This window comes from Lentzea atacamensis, assembly GCF_003269295.1.
GTDB classification, from domain to species: Bacteria; Actinomycetota; Actinomycetes; order Mycobacteriales; family Pseudonocardiaceae; genus Lentzea; species Lentzea atacamensis.
Map to the genome: position 1 here is coordinate 1407636 of NZ_QLTT01000001.1, position 16641 is coordinate 1424276.

Sequence of the window (16641 nt, forward strand, 5' to 3'; positions counted from 1 at the left end):
GATGAGCGATGGCGACCACCGCGACCCGGCCCCGCATCACGGTACGGCGCGTGGTCTTCACGCTCGTCCTCCTGACGGTCACCGCGCTGCTCTTCTGGGTGCCCTTCGAAGGACTGTTCGCGGCGAGCGCCGAATGGCCGGACCCGGTTCGCCCGATCGCCGGCATCGTGTTCGCCGGAGCCGCGATCGCGATGATCGTGCTGTTCACCCAGCGCAACAGCGACCGGGCCGCGCGCATCTCCCAGTTCCTGCTCGGCTTCGTCTGGATCGCGTTCGTCTGGACGCTGATCACCGACGTGCTGCGGCTCGCCCTCGCGATCGGCGGCGTCGAGAACCCGTTCCGCTCCCGCCTGATCGCGGTGCTGCTGGCCGGAATCATCGTCACCGTGACGGTCTACGGCGTCTACGAGGCCATGCGCGTGCCGCGGGTCAAGCGCCAGGACGTCACCATCCCGCGCCTCGACCCGGCGTTCGACGGCCTCACCGTCGCGGTCATCACCGACACCCACTACGGCGCCATCAACCGCGCGAAGTGGTCGCGCGGCATGGTCGAGGCGGTCAACGGGCTGGGCGCCGACGTCGCCGTGCACGTCGGTGACATCGCGGACGGCACCGCCGACCAGCGCCTGGAGCAGGCGACCCCGCTCGGCGACGTCGACACCGAGCACCGCTTCTACATCACCGGCAACCACGAGTACTACTCGAACGCGCAGGGCTGGATCGACCTGATGACCCGCCTCGGCTGGAAGGCCCTGCACAACGAGCACGTGGTGCTGGAACGCGGCGACGCCCGGCTGGTGTTCGCGGGCATCGACGACATCACCGCCGACCACTCCGGCGAGCCCGGCCACGCCGCCGACCTCGCCCTCGCCCTGCGCGGCACCAGCGGCAGCGACCCGGTCGTGCTGCTCGCGCACCAGCCGTCCGAGATCCGCAAGGCCGTCGAGGCGGGCGTGGACCTGCAGCTGTCCGGGCACACGCACGGCGGCCAGATCTGGCCGTTCCACTACCTGGTGCGCCTGCAGCAGCCGGTGGTCGCCGGCCTGAGCAGGCACAGCGACCGCACGCAGCTCTACACCAGCCGTGGCGCCGGCTTCTGGGGCCCGCCGATGCGCGTGTTCGCACCGAGTGAGATCACCCTGCTCACGCTCAAAGCGAGCTGAGGTGCCCCCCGGAAAGATGTCCGCTGTCGTTGAACCTGACCAACTGCGGTGACTTGCCCGTCGCGTAGCGGATGACGGTCAGCGCCGCGTTGTCGTGGTTCAGCGACAGCCACCGCTCCGGCGGGGCGTCCAGCGCGTCCCGCACCAGCCAGCCGATCAGGAACGAGTGCGTCACGACCAGCACCGGGCCGTCGCCGGGCCGGGCGAACCGCGTCTCGGCCTCGTGCGCCAGTGCCGGGCCGCGGGTGCGCTCGGACTCGGGGAACCGGGTGAAGAACTCGTCGTGGTCGGGGACGAAGTGCGGCACGTAGTCGTCGGCGGCGGCCTCGACGCGGCAGGGCACCCGCAGGACCTCGGCGATGATCGACGCGGTCTCCGCCGCGCGCGGTAGTGGACCGTGGTGCACCGCCGCGAAACCGAGGTCCCGCAACCGTTCCGCGAGCAGCTCCGACTGCCTGCGGCCGCGTGCGGTCAGCCTCGTCCCGTCCTTCGTCGCCTCGCCGTGCCGGACCAGGTGAAGATCTCGAGTCACGCCGTGCAGTCTGCCTTGACGGCACTCGCGGCGTGATGGGCGTAGGTCGGTCCGGAGTTGTTCCAGTCCTGACCTCGGGTGAGCAGCTGCACGGTGAGGTTTCCGCTGGACTTGAACTTGCCCGCGCTGACCCACTGGCCGCGCTTCTCGACCTGCTTGATCGCGAACGACGCCATCGGGGTGCCGCCGACGCCGTTGCGGTCGTAGACGTAGTACACGGTCGGGTTACCCCCGACCTCCTCCAGGTTGCCGTTCGGGACGTGCACCGAGACTTCGCACGTGCCGGACACGGCGAACGTCCACTGCGCGTAGGCGGAGGGGTCGTCGCGGCGCGGGTCGCCGGACATCGGGATCGACACGAACGTCGAGCCGCACTTGCCGTCGCCGTGGTCGACCCAGCCCTTGCGGCCGTCGCGGTACGAGCCGACGCCGGTGTAACCGCCGCAACCGGGCCCCATCGTCAGCGACTTGGCACCGCTGGGCGCGCGGTTGTTGTCGACGGGCGGCGGGGCGGGCTGGGTCGTCGTCGGCGGGATCAGGCCGAGCGCCGAGGACGCGAGCGTCGGGTTCATGCTGTTCGACGGCGCAGACGACGACTCGTCCGGCAACGCTTCCGGCGGCGTGATCAGACCGGGCACGTAGCTGTGCGAGGGCTGCGCCGTGTCCGTGCCGGCGTCGCCGGACCCGCCACCGGACGTCACGGCCACCACTGCGGCGAGGACGAGAAAGGCGGCCACGGCGACGATGACGGCGATGCGTGGCTTGAGCTTGAGCTGACGGCCCGGCGGCTTCTCCTCCGGCGCCGGAAGGTCACCTGCGGCGGCCCAGCGTTCGCGACCCCTGGCGCGGGCAGCCTCCATCAACGCCGGATCGGGCGCGAGATGACGCTCGGTGGGTTCCTCGGGGGAGTGGGTCGGCACGGAGCGCAGTGTGCCAGGGACACAGCGCCACTCGAACGCGTGGTTCTTTCACGAACATGTCGTTTGACGTCAATTAACCGCACGCTGTGTAGACCGCTACGCCATTTTGTCCACACTCCGTCACAGCCACCGGTCCAGCGCATGTCCGAAAACTGACTCGTGAGTCAAGCTAAGTACCGCCTCACACCTGCGCACACCCGTCCGGAACACGGGCAAGAACCGGATCTTGTCCCGGTTTCTGGGTCACGTTCGGGAAACACCTGCAGCACGCCTTGATCTCACGGCGTTTCCGTGCGCACTTTGCCCGCCGCGACAGGAGGTTTAGGGTGCCCGCCATGTCAGGTAGACAGGTGGTCGTGCTGCTGGCCGTCCTCGTGGCGGGCTGCGGCACGGCGATCCCCGGCAACCCGGTCGCCGCACCGTTACCCGCGGCGTCGTCGCCGCCGACCGTCTCGGTCGTGACCACGACGCCACCTCCGAGCAGCAGCGCCGCGGCTCCGACGCCCGCTCCCCCGCCTCCACCTCCGCCTCCTCCCGCGAGGTTCGGCAACCCGAACGGCTCCGCAGCCGTACCGGCCGCGGCCGCCGCCGAGGACACCTCCAAGCCCACCCGCGTGATCGGCACCGGCACGCCCGCGAGCTGCACGTCGCAGGCCGTGGTCGACGCGGTCGCAGCCGGCGGGGTCATCACGTTCAACTGCGGGCCGAACCCGCACACCGTGCCCCTGGCGGCCACCGCGAAGGTCCGCGCGAAGACCGTCCTCGACGGCGGCGGCCGGATCACCTTGAGCGGCCAGGGACAGCGCCGGGTGTTCGACCAGAACGGGCCGCGGCTGGTGGTCCAGAACATCACGCTCGCCGACGGCAACTCGACCGGCGACACGGCCGACGGCGGGGGCGGCGGCGCGATCATGGTGCGCGGTGGTCAGCTCAAGGTCGTGAACTCCCGTTTCGCCAACAACAAGTGCGACGCCAACGGCCCCGACCTCGGCGGTGCCGCGATCCGCGTGACCGACTGGGCCGACAAGGTGCCGGTCTACGTCACCAGCAGCACGTTCGAGGGCGGTGTGTGTTCCAACGGCGGTGCGTTGAGCAGCATCGGCGCGTCGTGGGTGGTGCTCAACAGCCTGATGAAGGGCAACAAGGCCATCGGCCGTGGCGCCAACCCGGCGCGCGCGGGCACGCCGGGCGGCGGCAGCGGTGGCGCGATCTACAACGACGGCAACACGTTCACGCTGCGGATCGCGGGCTCGCTGATCGAGGACAACCACGCCAACGAGGGCGGTGGCGCGGTGTTCTTCGTCAGCAACGACAACTCGGGCTCGATGTCGGTGGAGGGCTCCACGTTGCGCCGCAACCCGAGTGCCGGCTTCGAGACCATCAAGGGGATCTTCTACCTGGGCGTGGGAGAGAAGCCGAAGGTCACGGCCTCGACGATCCAGTGACCCTGCCCGCGACGACCAGCAGGACCAGCCCGAACGCGACCATCGTCAGGCTGAACCCGTAGATCCAGCGGAAGCCCAGCTGCTGGGACACGCCGGTGAGCGCCCCCGCGATCATGCCGCCGACGATCTGGGTGTTGCTGAACATCGTCGAGGCGTGGCCGGGGCGGCTGGGTTCGAGGCTCTGGAAGTACGTGAGGCCGACACCCATCACGAGCGAGATGACGGTGGCGTGCAGCAGCTGCGCGGCCATCACCTGCCAGACGGCGTCGGTCAGCAGCATCAGGCCGTGGTAGCTCAACCCGATCACCGCACCCAGGATCACGAGCTTGTGCTGGGACATCCGGTTCGCCAGCGACCCGAACCACAGGATCATCGGGATCTCCAGCGCCGCGCACAGCCCCATCGCGAGCCCGGCGTCCCCCGCCGTGCCGCGCAGCTCGGTCGTGACGAACAGCGGCAGGCCGCTCACCGCGAGCCCGACCGAACCCTGCAGGAACACGAACGCCGCGGCGACGACCGACATCCCGCCCCGCGACGGCCCGGCCTCCTCCTCGGTCTTCTCCTCCTCCGGCTGTGCCACGGGGACCGGAAGCGTGAAGGCGAGCACCGCGACGCCGAGCTGCAGCAGCGCCGTGGCGGCGAAGAGCCCGATCCACCCGGTCTTGGCGACCATCAGCGCGGCCAGCGGCGGCCCGGCCACCCACGCGACGGAGAGCAGCGTGCGCAGGACGCTGACCATCATCGACGGTCCCCGCGACACCGCGCGGCCATAGGCGAAGATCTGCGGGAGCAACGACGACGTGATCGCCACGAACACCACGGCCGTGCCGAGCAGGAACCAGTAGTCGCGCAACACGGCGAACAAGCTGTACCCGATCGTGCCGGCCACGCCGCCCGCGACGAGCAGGTAGCGGCGCTGCACCCGGCCGTCCGACAGCTTGCCCATGATCGTGCTGGCGACCACGGACGCGAGCGGGCTCGCGATCAGGAACGCGCTCAGCTGCACCGGCGTCACCCTGACCTCGGAGGTCAGGAACAACGAGTGGAACGGCATTGCGAACGCCATCGAGACGCCGGACACGACGCTGATGGCGGAGAGTTGGAGGAAAGTCCGGGAGAGGAGCGGCGAGGAGGATCGCTCGCTGAGTGCCGTCACCACGCCATCGTGCGTGCCGGCCGGTGAATCAAGAAACCGGATTTCCCATTATGCGGTCAACATCTCACACGATGACGACGGCGCCGTCCCGACGGTGATCTCCCCCACCCCTGAGCAGGCCGGATCCGGTCATCTCGACCACCTGGCAGCCGCCGAAGAACATGCTCGGCGCGCGGAAGTACGTGACCGGCAGTTCGGTTTCCGGCCGAATTCCCGGTTCCACGTGGAGGTGGTCTCCGCCGAGGTGCAGCCGGGGCGCGTCGACGGCGTCCTGGGCGGGCATGCCGCGGTCGAGGACGTTCACGAGCACCTGCAGGATCGCGCCGCAGATCCGGCTGGAACCCGCGCTGCCGAGCACGAGCTCGGCCTGCCCGTCGTGGGTGACGACGGTCGGGGACATCATCGACGGCAACCGGTCGCCGGGCGCGTGGCTGAAGAACCCGTCGGGCGACAGGTCCTCCTCCCCCATCATGTTGTTCAGGTGCACGCCCGCGATCGAGATCCCGGAGTTCGCGCCGTTCGTCGTCGTGACCGAGCACGCGGTGCCGTCGGCGTCGAGCACGGAGATCTGCGTGGTGGAGCCGAGCCGGTTCAGGTGTGCCTTCGGGGCAGCCATCGCGCGAATGAGGTCTCGTTGCGACGGGTTGTCCGGCAACGCTTCCAGCATCTGCATCAGCAACGCGCCACCCGCAGCGGGTGGCGGGTTCGTGTGGACGTCACGGCCGCGGTGCCGCGCGTGCAGCGGTTCGCGGGCGATGACCTCGTACGCCGCGAGGTCGGCACGGCTGAGCTCGCCGCCGTTCGCGGTGATCGTGTCGGCGATCGCGGCCGCGATGTCGCCGGTGTAGAACGGGGCGGCGCCGTCCCGGCCGAGCCGTCCGAGTGACTCGGCGAGCTCGGGCTGGACGAGGACCTCGCCTTCCTCGAAGGCGGTCAGGCCCGCGCTGCGGGCGAGGGGCAGCAGCAGTGCGGTGACGTAGGCCTGGTACCGGTTGACGCGGTGGCCTTCGCGGGCGTGTTTCACCGCCGTGGCCACGAGTTCGTCGAGGGGCGCGCGGCCGTAGGTGGCGGCTTTCGCGGCACCGGCGGGCATTCCGTAGGCGGCGACGGACGACGGTCCGACGTGGAACTCCTGCTCGGCGTCACCGAAGTGGACGGTGATGGGGTCGAGCGGCGCCCGTTCGCCCGACGCGGCGCGGCCCGGTGCCTCGGCGGAGAAGTCCAGCAGCACAGGGGTTTCCCCCGCAGGGGCGATGAGCATGTAGCCGGCGGCACCGAGCCCGGTGAGCAGCGGCTCCGTGACGCACGACGTCAGCATCGCCGCGACGGCCGCGTCGACCGCGTTTCCCCGGCGCGCAGCATCGCCGCGCCCGCCTGTGCGGTGAGCGGGTGGCCCGCCGCGATCGCGCCTCGCACCGTCTACCTCCACGAAGAGAAGGCAGACAACGGTAGACCTTGGTGCCGTGACCGGCAGCCTTGGCCCCGTATTTCGACGGCCAGACGGGTGCATCGTGGCGCGGCGCCCTGCTGAGCGCCGGAAGACGCGGCTGAGGTTGCCGGTCACGGCATCATGGATCAGCGGACCACCTGGGCTGGTTCTACTTCTTGGTCGCGCTGTAGTTCCGGAAGTTGATGTAGGTGTCGATGATGTCGGACGAGGCGCTCTCGACCGAGCGGTAGATGCCCCACTTCGGGCGGACGTAGTCGCCCTCGTCGGGGATCCGCACGCCGGAACGCCTGCCCTGCACCGCGATCGGCGCGCTCGCGCCCGTGCCGTTGCGCAGCACGAAGCCGACGGTGCCGCTGGACCCCGGCGTGATCGTCCACTCGACGGTGACCCACTTGTTGCGCAGCGGGGCCAGGTTGGTGGAGGCGATGTCCGGGGCGCCGGACGTGGCGAACGCGCGCGCCCGGATGGTTTCGGTGCTACCGCTGCGGCTCAACGACAGGGTCGTCCACGGCCCGCCGTTGGTCGACGGTGTCTTGGTCTGGAAGATATGTGTGAACTTGCTCGTGCCGTGCAGCGAGGACGGCATGTACATCTCGTAGGAGATGACCCACGTCTCGCCGTTCTTCATCTTGATGGCGCTGCCGTTGGTCACCATGCCCTTGGACTCGGTGCGCTGGCGGTCACCGCCACCGGTGGTGTCGCGGTCGTTCTTCCAGATGTTGAACCGGTAGTGGTCGCCCTCGACGACGATGTACTTGCCCTTGCGTTCGGGGAACCTGTTGCCGCGGTCGACCTCGATGCCCTCGAACGCCTTGAGGCCGTCGGTCGCGGGGTTGGGGTGCCACGCGGGCGCGAGAGCCTCCGCGGGGCTCACGGTGACGAGCATCAGGGCGGCCGCTGTGAGAGCTGCCCTGCGGGTGATGCGCGATTCCATCGTTCGGTGCGTCCTTCCTGGCGGCGTACGACAGGCGGGCGGCGGAGAGCGATGTCCTTACGTCAACGAAGGTAGGAGGTCTCGACCGGCGGTGTCAACGAAAGTGCCGCCGGATGACCAAACTTGACAAGATTCATCGGAGCTTGAGCGCCAGCCGGACCGCGTCGGCGCGGGAGAGCCGGCTCCACCGGAGGTTGAGGAGCCGGGCAAAACGGGTAACTCGACAGCCATGGAGTGGATCACGCGGCTGATGGAGGCGTTGGGCTCACCCGGTGCGGGGCTCGCGGTGGCGCTGGAGAACGTGTTCCCACCGGTGCCGAGCGAGGTGATCCTGCCGCTGGCCGGGTTCACCGCCGGCCAGGGCAAGATCTCGCTGATCGCCGCGATCCTGTGGACCACCGCTGGTTCCGTCGTCGGCGCGCTGGTGCTGTACGGCCTGGGTTCGTGGCTCGGACTCGAGCGGATGCGCCGCATCGCCGACAAGCTGCCGTTCGCCACCGTGTCCGATGTGGACAAAGCGGACGAGTGGTTCGACAAGCACGGCACCAAGGCCGTGTTCGTCGGGCGGATGGTGCCGGTCGTGCGGAGCCTGATCTCCATCCCCGCCGGGGTGTCCGGGATGCCGATCGCGAAGTTCACGCTCTACACCGCGGCGGGCAGCCTCGTGTGGAACACCGCGCTGATCCTCGCCGGCTACGCGCTCGGCGAGAACTACGAGCTCGTCGACCGCTACCTGGGGTGGGTCTCGACGGCGGTGCTGGCCGCGCTGGCCATCGCCGTCGTGTGGTTCGCGGTCTCCCGCGTGAAGGCACGCCGTTCGTAGACGACCGAGGCGACCGCGATCGCCAGACCGGCCAGCGACAGAGCCACCCCGACCCACGCCGTGGACGTGTAGCCCCAGCCCGCCGCGATCGCCAGGCCACCGAGCCACGCGCCCGCGCCGTTCGCGACGTTGAGCGACGAGTGGTTCGACGAGGACGCGAGCGACGGCGCGTCCGGTGAGGCGTCCATGAGCCGGATCTGCAGTGCGGCCGCGAGGATCTGCACGACGAAGCCCAGCAGGAACAGGAACACGAACATGAGGAACGGGATCGTCGCGGTCAGCCCGAACAGGACCAGGATCAGGCAGACGGCGACCAGGCCGCCGAACACCGAGCCCATCGAGGAACGGTCCACGAACCGGCCGCCGAACGTCGCACCGAGCGTCATGCCGAGGCCGAACACCGCGAGCATCCACGGCACCGCGCTCGACGGCAGCCCGGCGACCTCGGTCGTGAGCGGGGCGACGTAGGAGTAGACGGCGAACATGCCGCCGAATCCGATCATGCCGGTGAAGATCGCGAACCACACGGTCGGACGCCCGAACGCGCGAACCTCGCCCTTCATCGACGCGCCCTCGGCCTTCGGCACCACCGGCACCCAGGCCGCGATCGCCGCCGCCGTCACCAACGCGATCACCGCGACCGCGAGGTACGCCGTGCGCCAGCCGATCTGCTGACCCGCGGCCGTCGCGAGCGGCACACCCACGAGGTTCGCCACGGTCAGACCGACCATCACGCGCGCAACCGCCGTACCGCGCCGTTCAGGAGCCACGAGCGTCGCCGCCACCACGGCCGCGATGCCGAAGAACGCACCGTGCGGCAGCCCGGCGACGAACCGGGCGACGAGCAGAAGCGTCTTGTCCTGCGCCGCGGCCGACAACCCGTTGCCCAGCGCCACCGCGAGCATCAGCCCGATCAGCATGCCCTTGCGCGGCAGCTTGGCGCCGAGCACCGCGATCAGCGGCGCACCGACGACAACGCCGGCGGCGTAGAGGCTGATGGCGTGACCGGCCTCGTAGTCGGGGATCCGGAAGGTCTCCGCGATCTGCGGCAGCAGGCCCATCGTCGCGAACTCGGTCGTGCCGATGCCGAACCCGCCGAGCGCGAGCGCGGCCATGGCGCGGGTCGTGTTCAAAGGCTCCCCCGGAGTTAGTTAGCTACCGGAACGATTTTACGGTCGTTCTGACGCGCTTCAGAAGACTCCGGGGCCGTGCCACTCCTCACACGCCTCTCCAGCGCGATCGAAACACCCGCCACCACGAGCCCACCGACCGCCAGCAGCGCGCCGATCCAGTTCGGCGCCGTGTAGCCGAGCCCGTTCCCGATCGCGAGCCCGCCGAGCCACGCACCCCCGGCGTTGCCGAGGTTGAACGCCGCGATGTTCGCCGCCGACGCCAGCGCCGGCGCACCCTCGGCCGTCTGCATGACCCGCATCTGCAACGGCGGCACCGTCGCGAACCCGGCCGCGCCGAACAGCACGATGGTGATGGCGGCGAGCGGCATCGAGTGCGCGGTGAACACGAAGGCCGTCAAGATCGCGGCCAGCACGACCAGGATGACGACGATGCTCTTCATGACCGACCGGTCGGCGGCCTTGCCGCCCAGCAGGTTGCCCGCGAACAGCCCCACGCCGAACAGCACCAGCAGCCACGTCACGGCGCCCGACGAGAAGCCTGCGACCTCGGTCATCATCGGCGCGATGTAGGTGAACGACGCGAAGACGCCCGCAAACCCGAGCGCGGTCATCAGCAGTGCGAGCCACACCTGCGGGTTGCGGAACACGGCCAGTTCGCCGCGCAGGTTGCCGGCCTGCCGTTCTTGCTGTGGCACCAGGAACAGGACGCCGAGCAGGCCGATCACACCAAGCGCGGTCACCGCCCAGAACGTCGAGCGCCAGCCCAGTTCCTGGCCGAGCGCCGTACCCATCGGCACTCCCAGCACGTTGGCCACGGTAAGACCGGTGAACATCAACGCGATAGCGCTCGCCTTGCGTTGCGGCGCAACGAGGTCAGCGGCGACGACCGACCCGACGCCGAAAAACGCGCCGTGCGCCAGTGCCGCGACCACCCGGCCGCTCATCAGCACGCCGTAGGTCTCGGCCACGGCGGAGAGCAGGTTGCCCGCGATGAACAGCACCATCAGCGCCAGGAGCATCTTCTTCCGCGGCAGTCGTCCACCGAGGACGGTCAGCAGCGGTGCGCCGATCACGACGCCGAGTGCGTAACCGGAGATCAGCAGACCGGCCGAGGGGATGGAAACGCCCAGGTCCGTTGCCACTTCCGGGAGGAGGCCCATGATCACGAACTCGGTCGTGCCGATGGCGAAGGCGCTGATCGCCAGGGCGAGCAGAGCGACAGGCATGTCACACAGTCCTTGAAGTCGTAGGTTGCCAGCGTGAGCAATAGTTGCATACGCGGGCAATTGCACGCGACTCCTGTATCGGTGAAGCTCGTCACGGCAAGGGGCGGCGCGGGTGCGTGACGGCTTCAGCCCTCGCCAGGTCAGCCCATGGCGGTCACCTCACTCCACGCCACACCGGCACCAGGCCTCACACCTCGCACATCACACAATCCACCGCCCGTCACACCCCAGCGCGCACACGTCGCGCCACCACACACGTCATGCCGCTGCGGCACGTCACGCCGGTGCGTACGTCACACCCCCACGCCATGCGCGTCCCACCGGCCCCGTCACGCGAAGAAGGCCGGCCCCACAACGGGAACCGGCCTTCTCGGCTGACGGTGGATCAGATGCGCGGGACCTCGACCACCGTCCGACCGTTCAACGGCTGCGTCGCACGAGCGTTGCCCGCGCTGAACAGACCCTTGAAGCGCGCGATGGTCTCGGCCGTCACGTGCTGCTCGGTCGTGAGGTACCACTCGACACCCTCGGTGAACGGTGCCGTGGTGAGCGAGCCGGTGTAGTGCAGCGTGTGGTGGTTGAGCGGCAGCAACCGGTTGAGGTTGATGGGCTCGATGTCCACCGGGTCGCCGCACTCGGGGGCGAGCTTGGCCAGGACGTCGTCCACGGCGGAGTGCGAGCCGACCACCAGCGGAACGCCGACGACGAGCAGCTTGCCCTCCGCGCTGCGGTGCACGAGGTGCATCTCCAGCGGGGTGTTGCGGCCGCCGAACTGGTGCTCGGACGGCGTGTGGAAGTGGAACTGCACCAGGTCGTATCTGGTGCCGGCCACCGTGACGTGCCCTGATCCGGGCTGTACCTCCGCTTCCTCTGTTTCCTCGTGGTCGCGGACCGTGCAGCCGTCTGTCTTGGCCGCATCCTTGCGGACGTACTTCAGTTCCAGCGCGGAGTAGCCGTACGTGACGTCGAGCTTCGGCGCGTGCGGGTCGAACCGGATCGCGTTGGCCGTGACGTTGACGGGACTCTGCTTCGGTGTCCCCGACTCAGCCGTGCCGCCCGCGAAGAAGGACGCGGAGAGCACCAGCGGAAGAAGAGCCGGAAGGGACCGTTTCAAGTTCATTGGCACACTTTTCACCCGATCGAGTGAAAAGAGGAGAGAAGTGTGGCCACGCTCTCACTGTTCCGGAATTAGTTCCGGTCTCAATTGGCGGCGAGCCTCCACAAAGTCCGGTATGGGTGGAATCCGACTAAGCCGACCGGGCGCCGCAAGGTGCCGGATGCGCAGGTGACGACGCTGGTGAACGGGTCAGGAAAGCGACGTGGCGCAACAATTTGGTGAACGAGAAGGTTCTCAATCTCAATTGTCCGATTCGCTCCTGTTTGCCAGATTTGGAATTGGGTGACCCGAATGCCGCAAAGTGGTCACCGCAACACCAGCACACCGGGCAGGATTGCGTGATGGACCTCAGCGAGCTGATCGCGAAGTACGACGTACCCGGCGCACAGGTCGCCGTGCTGACCGACGGGGAGATCCAGGACCACGCCGCTGGAGTGCTGAGCACGCGCACCCGCGTCGAGACCACGACCGGCTCGGTGTTCAAGATCGGCTCGATCACCAAGGTCTGGACGGCCACGCTGGTCCAGCAGCTGGTGCGCGGAGGCGTGCTGGACCTCGACCGGCCCGTCCGCGACCACCTGCCCGGCTTCCGGCTGAGCGACCCGGCCGCGACCGGCGCCGTGACCTCCCGCCACCTGCTCACCCACACCAGCGGCATCGCGCCCAACCACTTCACCGACACCGGCGGCAACGACGACGCCATCGAGAAGTTCGTCGCCACCCTCGCCGAGGAGGAGCACCTCCTCCCGCCCGGCACCCTCCTCTCCTACTCCAACACCGGGTTCACGGTGCTCGGCAGGCTCGTGGAAGTGTTGCGCGGCAAGCCTTTCCACGACGTCCTCCGCGAGCGCCTGGTGACACCGCTGGGCCTGGACACCGTCGCCACCACCCCGTACGAGGCGATCCTGCACCGTGCCGCGGTCGGCCACACCGGGACCGTGCCCACGAAGAAGTGGGCGGTCTCCTGCTGCACCGCCCCCAGCGGCTCGCACCTCGCGATGAGCGCCCGCGACCTGCTCGCCTTCGTCCGCCACCACCTCACCGACCCGGCGCTCGCGGCCCTGCGCGAACCCCAGCTCGACGCGGTCCCGGACTTCGGTGACGGCATCGCCGGCTGGGGACTCGGCTGGATGATCTACCCCGGCGGCGTCGTCGGCCACACCGGCGTTTCCAAGGGGCAGAAGGCTTTCCTGGAGTCGACGCGTCCGCGGGCCTCGCAGTGGCCGTGCTGACCAACAGCACCAACGGCGAGCCGCTGGCCCACGAGATCTTCAACGCGACCGGCATCGAAACGGCACCACCACCCACGCCACCCGCGAACCCCGCACCGATCGACGACTGGATGTGCGGCACCTACCGCAATCCCTTGTACGACATCACGCTGAACGGCACGACGTTGCTCTACCGTCCGCGCAACGAACTGGCTGCTTCCTTCCTCGGCGACCGCAAGGACCCCGTCGATGTCGTCCGGCTCGGTGACAGCACGATCATCACCACGAGCGGCCACGAGGTCATGTCCCTGATCGGTTCCGACGAAGGCGGTCGCGCCAAGTTCCTGCACAACGGCGCCGCGGCGTACAGGATTGCCTGATGGTCACCGTCGCCGACATCCGTGCCGTGGCGCTGTCGCTGCCGCGCACCACCGAACACCTGATCCGGGACCGCGTGAAGTTCCGCGTGGGCCAGATCGTCTACGCCGCGCTGTCCCGCGACGAAACCGTGCTGGGCTTCGGCTATCCGCGCGAGGAACGCGAGGCCCTCGTCGCCAGCGACCCGGTGAAGTTCGCGTTCCCCAGCCAGTCCGACATGCGGTTCCAGTGGGTGCACGCCTCGATGGCCGAGCTGGACGTCGAGGAGATGACCGAGCTCGTCATCGGGGCCTGGACGATGTGCGTACCCAAGAAGGTCATCCGTGCCCACCTCGGGGAGGACTATCTTTAGTCAACACTGAAGCAATCGTGCGAGCTGACCATTCAGCGCACAGGCACCCGACCCCGCGTTCGATCCACTCCCGCCCGGTCCACTCGGGATACCTGCCCACCAGGACTTCCCGCACCTCGGCCACGACGCCGGGAGAGTCCCGCCGCCGCCAGGTCTCGTCCCGCGACTCACGCAGGTAGTCCCTGACGCCGTCCAACACCTCGCGGCCACCCGTCGTGCCGTGCCCAGGCACCACGATCCGCGGCTCGGCGGCGATGAGCCGGTCCAGCACCCCGATCCACGACAGCGCACGCACCAGGTGGACGTCGCCTGACCCGCGGCCCGTTCGACACGACGGGCCTGAAAACCCTTGTGCTGCGCCAAGATCCGATCGGCGCGGTCCTGAGACCCGACGATCCGCTCGCCCGGCGCGACCGGCTCACCACCGGCGATCTCGCCGGCCGGGACTGGTTCCAGTTCCAGGAAGGCACCGACGAGATCTGGCGGAACCACTGGAACGGCGGCGAACCGCGGCAGGGGCCGGTCGTCCGCGCGGTCCAGGAGTGCGTCCAGTCCGTGCTGTGGAGCGGAACCGTCGGCCTGGCCCCGCTCGGTCACGACCTGGGCGAGCTGGCGGTCGTGCCGGTGACGGACCTGCCGCCCAGCCCCGTCGTGACCGCGTGACGGAAGGACGAGCCGCTCGTCAGGAGCTTCGTCGAGGCGGCGGCTCAGGCGTACCGGTGAACCGAGAAAGACCACTTTACAACTAGCGCTCTCTTGTCAAATCGGTTTTACATCTCCTACGGTTTTGTAAAGTCGGTTTGACGGGAGGAACGCGATGACAGGCACTGTCACGCCCGGCTCGACCGAGCAGTGGAAGGACCGCAAGCGGTACCTGTGGCTGATCGGCCTGGTGGTCCCGTCACTGGCCTTCGTGGCGCTGGGACTGCACTCGCTGACCGGGTGGGGTGTGTGGCTGTGGACCGGGCCGGTCGTCGTGCTGGTCATCGTTCCGGCCATCGACCTGATGGCGGGCCTGGACCGGTCGAACCCGCCGGACGAGCTGATCGAGGCGCTGGAGCAGGACAGGTACTACCGGTGGATCACGTTCCTGTTCCTGCCGATCCAGTACGCGGGCTTCGTGGTGGCGTTCTGGGTGATCGCGACCGGTGATCTGTCCGTTGTGGACAAGATCGGCCTCGCGGTGTCGATCGGGTGCATCGGCGGCATCGGCATCAACACCGCGCACGAACTGGGGCACAAGAAGGAGAGCCACGAGCGCTGGTTGTCCAAGATCGCGCTGGCGCAGAGCTTCTACGGCCACTTCTACATCGAGCACAACCGCGGCCACCACGTGCGCGTCGCGACGCCGGAGGACCCCGCCAGCGCGCGGATCGGCGAGAGCTTCTACCGGTTCTGGCCGCGCACCGTCGCCGGGTCCGTGCGCAGCGCCTGGCGCCTGGAGAAGAAGCGGTACGGCCGCCGTGATCGTCACCCGTACCGCATCGGCAACGACGTGCTCAACGCGTGGCTGATGTCGGCGGTGCTGTGGGGTGCGATGCTCTGGTGGCTCGGGCTCGGGATCCTGCCGTACCTGGTGTTGCAGGCCGTGGTCGGCTTCTCGTTGCTGGAGGTCGTGAACTACATGGAGCACTACGGCATGCTGCGGCAGAAGGTCGGGATTCCCGGCCGTGTCAGGTACGAGCGGGTGAACCCCAGCCACAGCTGGAACTCCAACAACATCGCCACGAACGTCCTGCTGTACCACCTGCAGCGGCACAGCGACCACCACGCGAACCCGGTGCGGCGCTATCAGACCCTGCGGGACTTCGAGGAGTCGCCGGTGCTGCCCACCGGCTACGCGGGCATGATCGTCCTCGCGCTGGTGCCCCCGTTGTGGCGCCGTGTCATGGATCCGCGGGTGCTCGCCCATTTCGGCGGCGACGTCAGCCGCGCGAACATCCACCCGCCCGCGCGGGAGAAGGTGCTGGCCCGCTACCCGCTGCCGCAGGCACCGGCGGCGGCACCCGCGCCGGACACGGTCGCGGTGCTCGACCGGGATGCCGAGGGTGGCCGTTGCCCGGGGTGCGGTTACGTTTACGACTCCGCAGTCGGTGCGCCTCGCGAGGGGTTCCCGGCGGGAACGCCGTGGTCGGCGGTGCCGGACTCCTGGTGCTGCCCGGACTGCGGGGTGCGGGAAAAGATCGACTTCGTCTCCATCGGAGCCCCATGACACCACTGCGTGACGCGATCCTGTCGGTCACCGCGAAGCTCATCACCGACCAGGGCTGGCAGGCGGTCACCATGTCCCGCCTGGCCGGCGAGCTGGGCGTGAGCAGGCAGACCGTCTACAACGAGGTGGGCGCCAAACCCCAGCTGGCGGAAGCGGTCGTGCTCGCGGAGCTCGACCGCTTCCTCGCGGTGGTGACCGCCGCGTTCGACGAGCACCCCGGCGACGTCCTCACCGCGATCAACGCCGCCGTGCGGGGCGTGCTGGAATTCGCGCAGGACAACGCCTTGCTGCACGCCGTGGTCTCGGCGACGCACGGCGCGAACACGGAACTGCTGCCGCTGCTCACCACCCACACCGAAGGGCTGCTGGACGCGGCGAAGGCCGTGGTGTCGCGCTCCCTGCAGAACTACGAGCTGCCGCTGGAGCAACCCCAGCTCGACATCGCGGTCGACCTGGTCGTCCGGCACGTGCTGAGCCACGTGATGCAGCCTTCCGGCTCGCCCGCCGACACGGCCGCCGCCGTCACGTGGGCGGCCGCGAAGATGCTCGCCTGACCACGCTCAGCAAGGTTGCGCGCGAGTTCCTCTCG

At 69.0% G+C, this 16641-nt stretch carries 18 protein-coding genes; 9 read left to right on the forward strand and 9 right to left on the reverse strand.

Features of this window, described 5'->3' with window-relative positions; genetic code table 11:
* The first annotated feature begins 8 nt into the window (after nt 1–8).
* On the forward strand, nt 9–1163 hold the full coding sequence (locus tag C8D87_RS06675) for a metallophosphoesterase (protein ID WP_112225915.1): 1155 nt from the start codon (nt 9–11) through the stop codon (nt 1161–1163).
* Here C8D87_RS06675 and C8D87_RS06680 read toward each other — a convergent pair.
* Together C8D87_RS06680 and C8D87_RS06685 are read right to left on the reverse strand one after the other, a co-directional pair.
* On the reverse strand, nt 1150–1695 hold the full coding sequence (locus C8D87_RS06680) for a histidine phosphatase family protein (RefSeq protein ID WP_215732200.1): 546 nt from the start codon (nt 1693–1695) through the stop codon (nt 1150–1152). The two genes, C8D87_RS06675 and C8D87_RS06680, sit on opposite strands and share 14 nt — an antisense overlap.
* Nucleotides 1692–2615 (reverse strand): hypothetical protein, encoded by a 924-nt coding sequence (locus C8D87_RS06685; protein ID WP_112225916.1) that lies wholly within the window; start codon nt 2613–2615, stop codon nt 1692–1694. The genes C8D87_RS06680 and C8D87_RS06685 overlap by 4 nt, the downstream gene beginning before the upstream one ends.
* Nucleotides 2616–2950: 335 nt before the next feature.
* Between C8D87_RS06685 and C8D87_RS06690 the strand changes: the two genes are divergently transcribed.
* A complete protein-coding gene (locus C8D87_RS06690) occupies nt 2951–4060 on the forward strand; it encodes a hypothetical protein (protein WP_112225917.1) in 1110 nt (369 codons plus the stop codon).
* Here C8D87_RS06690 and C8D87_RS06695 read toward each other — a convergent pair.
* The 3 genes from C8D87_RS06695 to C8D87_RS06705 all read right to left on the reverse strand — a co-directional run bounded on the left by C8D87_RS06695 (nt 4038) and on the right by C8D87_RS06705 (nt 7600).
* On the reverse strand, nt 4038–5216 hold the full coding sequence (locus C8D87_RS06695) for an MFS transporter (protein ID WP_146771642.1): 1179 nt from the start codon (nt 5214–5216) through the stop codon (nt 4038–4040). The genes C8D87_RS06690 and C8D87_RS06695 overlap by 23 nt on opposite strands.
* 64 nt (nt 5217–5280) lie before the next feature.
* On the reverse strand, nt 5281–6645 hold the full coding sequence (locus C8D87_RS06700) for a gamma-glutamyltransferase (RefSeq protein ID WP_170166331.1): 1365 nt from the start codon (nt 6643–6645) through the stop codon (nt 5281–5283).
* Between the two features lie 169 nt (nt 6646–6814).
* On the reverse strand, nt 6815–7600 hold the full coding sequence (locus tag C8D87_RS06705) for a hypothetical protein (protein WP_233439461.1): 786 nt from the start codon (nt 7598–7600) through the stop codon (nt 6815–6817).
* 229 nt (nt 7601–7829) lie between these two features.
* On the opposite strand from C8D87_RS06705, the gene C8D87_RS06710 reads away from it, so the two are divergent.
* Nucleotides 7830–8423, forward strand: coding sequence for a DedA family protein (locus C8D87_RS06710; RefSeq protein ID WP_112225920.1), 594 nt, complete (start codon nt 7830–7832; stop codon nt 8421–8423).
* Here the strand turns inward: C8D87_RS06710 and C8D87_RS06715 are convergent.
* From C8D87_RS06715 to C8D87_RS06725, 3 genes are all read right to left on the reverse strand, one after another.
* Entirely contained in the window at nt 8330–9556 is a 1227-nt protein-coding gene (locus C8D87_RS06715) for an MFS transporter (RefSeq protein WP_233441931.1), read from the reverse strand. The genes C8D87_RS06710 and C8D87_RS06715 overlap by 94 nt on opposite strands.
* 14 nt (nt 9557–9570) lie before the next feature.
* Nucleotides 9571–10782, reverse strand: coding sequence for an MFS transporter (locus C8D87_RS06720; RefSeq protein WP_112225922.1), 1212 nt, complete (start codon nt 10780–10782; stop codon nt 9571–9573).
* A gap of 385 nt (nt 10783–11167) precedes the next feature.
* Nucleotides 11168–11902: a carbonic anhydrase family protein gene (locus C8D87_RS06725; RefSeq protein WP_112225923.1), complete on the reverse strand. Its 735-nt coding sequence runs from the start codon at nt 11900–11902 to the stop codon at nt 11168–11170.
* Nucleotides 11903–12240: 338 nt separating this feature from the next.
* Between C8D87_RS06725 and C8D87_RS06730 the strand changes: the two genes are divergently transcribed.
* The 3 genes from C8D87_RS06730 to C8D87_RS06735 are packed head-to-tail and all read left to right on the forward strand — an operon-like array spanning nt 12241 to nt 13840.
* Nucleotides 12241–13131 (forward strand): serine hydrolase domain-containing protein, encoded by an 891-nt coding sequence (locus C8D87_RS06730; RefSeq protein ID WP_215732201.1) that lies wholly within the window; start codon nt 12241–12243, stop codon nt 13129–13131.
* Nucleotides 13125–13490: a hypothetical protein gene (locus C8D87_RS46810; RefSeq protein ID WP_215732202.1), complete on the forward strand. Its 366-nt coding sequence runs from the start codon at nt 13125–13127 to the stop codon at nt 13488–13490. Before C8D87_RS06730 ends, C8D87_RS46810 begins: the two co-directional genes overlap by 7 nt.
* Nucleotides 13490–13840, forward strand: a complete 351-nt coding sequence (locus C8D87_RS06735; protein ID WP_109636178.1) for an MmcQ/YjbR family DNA-binding protein — start codon at nt 13490–13492, stop codon at nt 13838–13840. The genes C8D87_RS46810 and C8D87_RS06735 overlap by 1 nt, the downstream gene beginning before the upstream one ends.
* Here C8D87_RS06735 and C8D87_RS06740 read toward each other — a convergent pair.
* A complete protein-coding gene (locus C8D87_RS06740) occupies nt 13806–14135 on the reverse strand; it encodes a hypothetical protein (RefSeq protein WP_233441932.1) in 330 nt (109 codons plus the stop codon). The genes C8D87_RS06735 and C8D87_RS06740 overlap by 35 nt on opposite strands.
* A 14-nt stretch (nt 14136–14149) precedes the next feature.
* On the opposite strand from C8D87_RS06740, the gene C8D87_RS06745 reads away from it, so the two are divergent.
* From C8D87_RS06745 to C8D87_RS06755, 3 genes are all read left to right on the forward strand, one after another.
* Nucleotides 14150–14503 carry a LysR family transcriptional regulator substrate-binding protein gene (locus C8D87_RS06745; protein WP_112225924.1) on the forward strand — a complete coding sequence of 118 codons (354 nt, stop codon included), beginning with the start codon at nt 14150–14152 and terminating at the stop codon, nt 14501–14503.
* 154 nt (nt 14504–14657) lie between these two features.
* On the forward strand, nt 14658–16052 hold the full coding sequence (locus tag C8D87_RS06750) for a fatty acid desaturase (protein WP_112225925.1): 1395 nt from the start codon (nt 14658–14660) through the stop codon (nt 16050–16052).
* Complete coding sequence (locus C8D87_RS06755) at nt 16049–16606, forward strand: TetR/AcrR family transcriptional regulator (protein WP_109636172.1); 558 nt, start codon at nt 16049–16051, stop codon at nt 16604–16606. The genes C8D87_RS06750 and C8D87_RS06755 overlap by 4 nt, the downstream gene beginning before the upstream one ends.
* Nucleotides 16607–16641 lie beyond the last annotated feature (35 nt).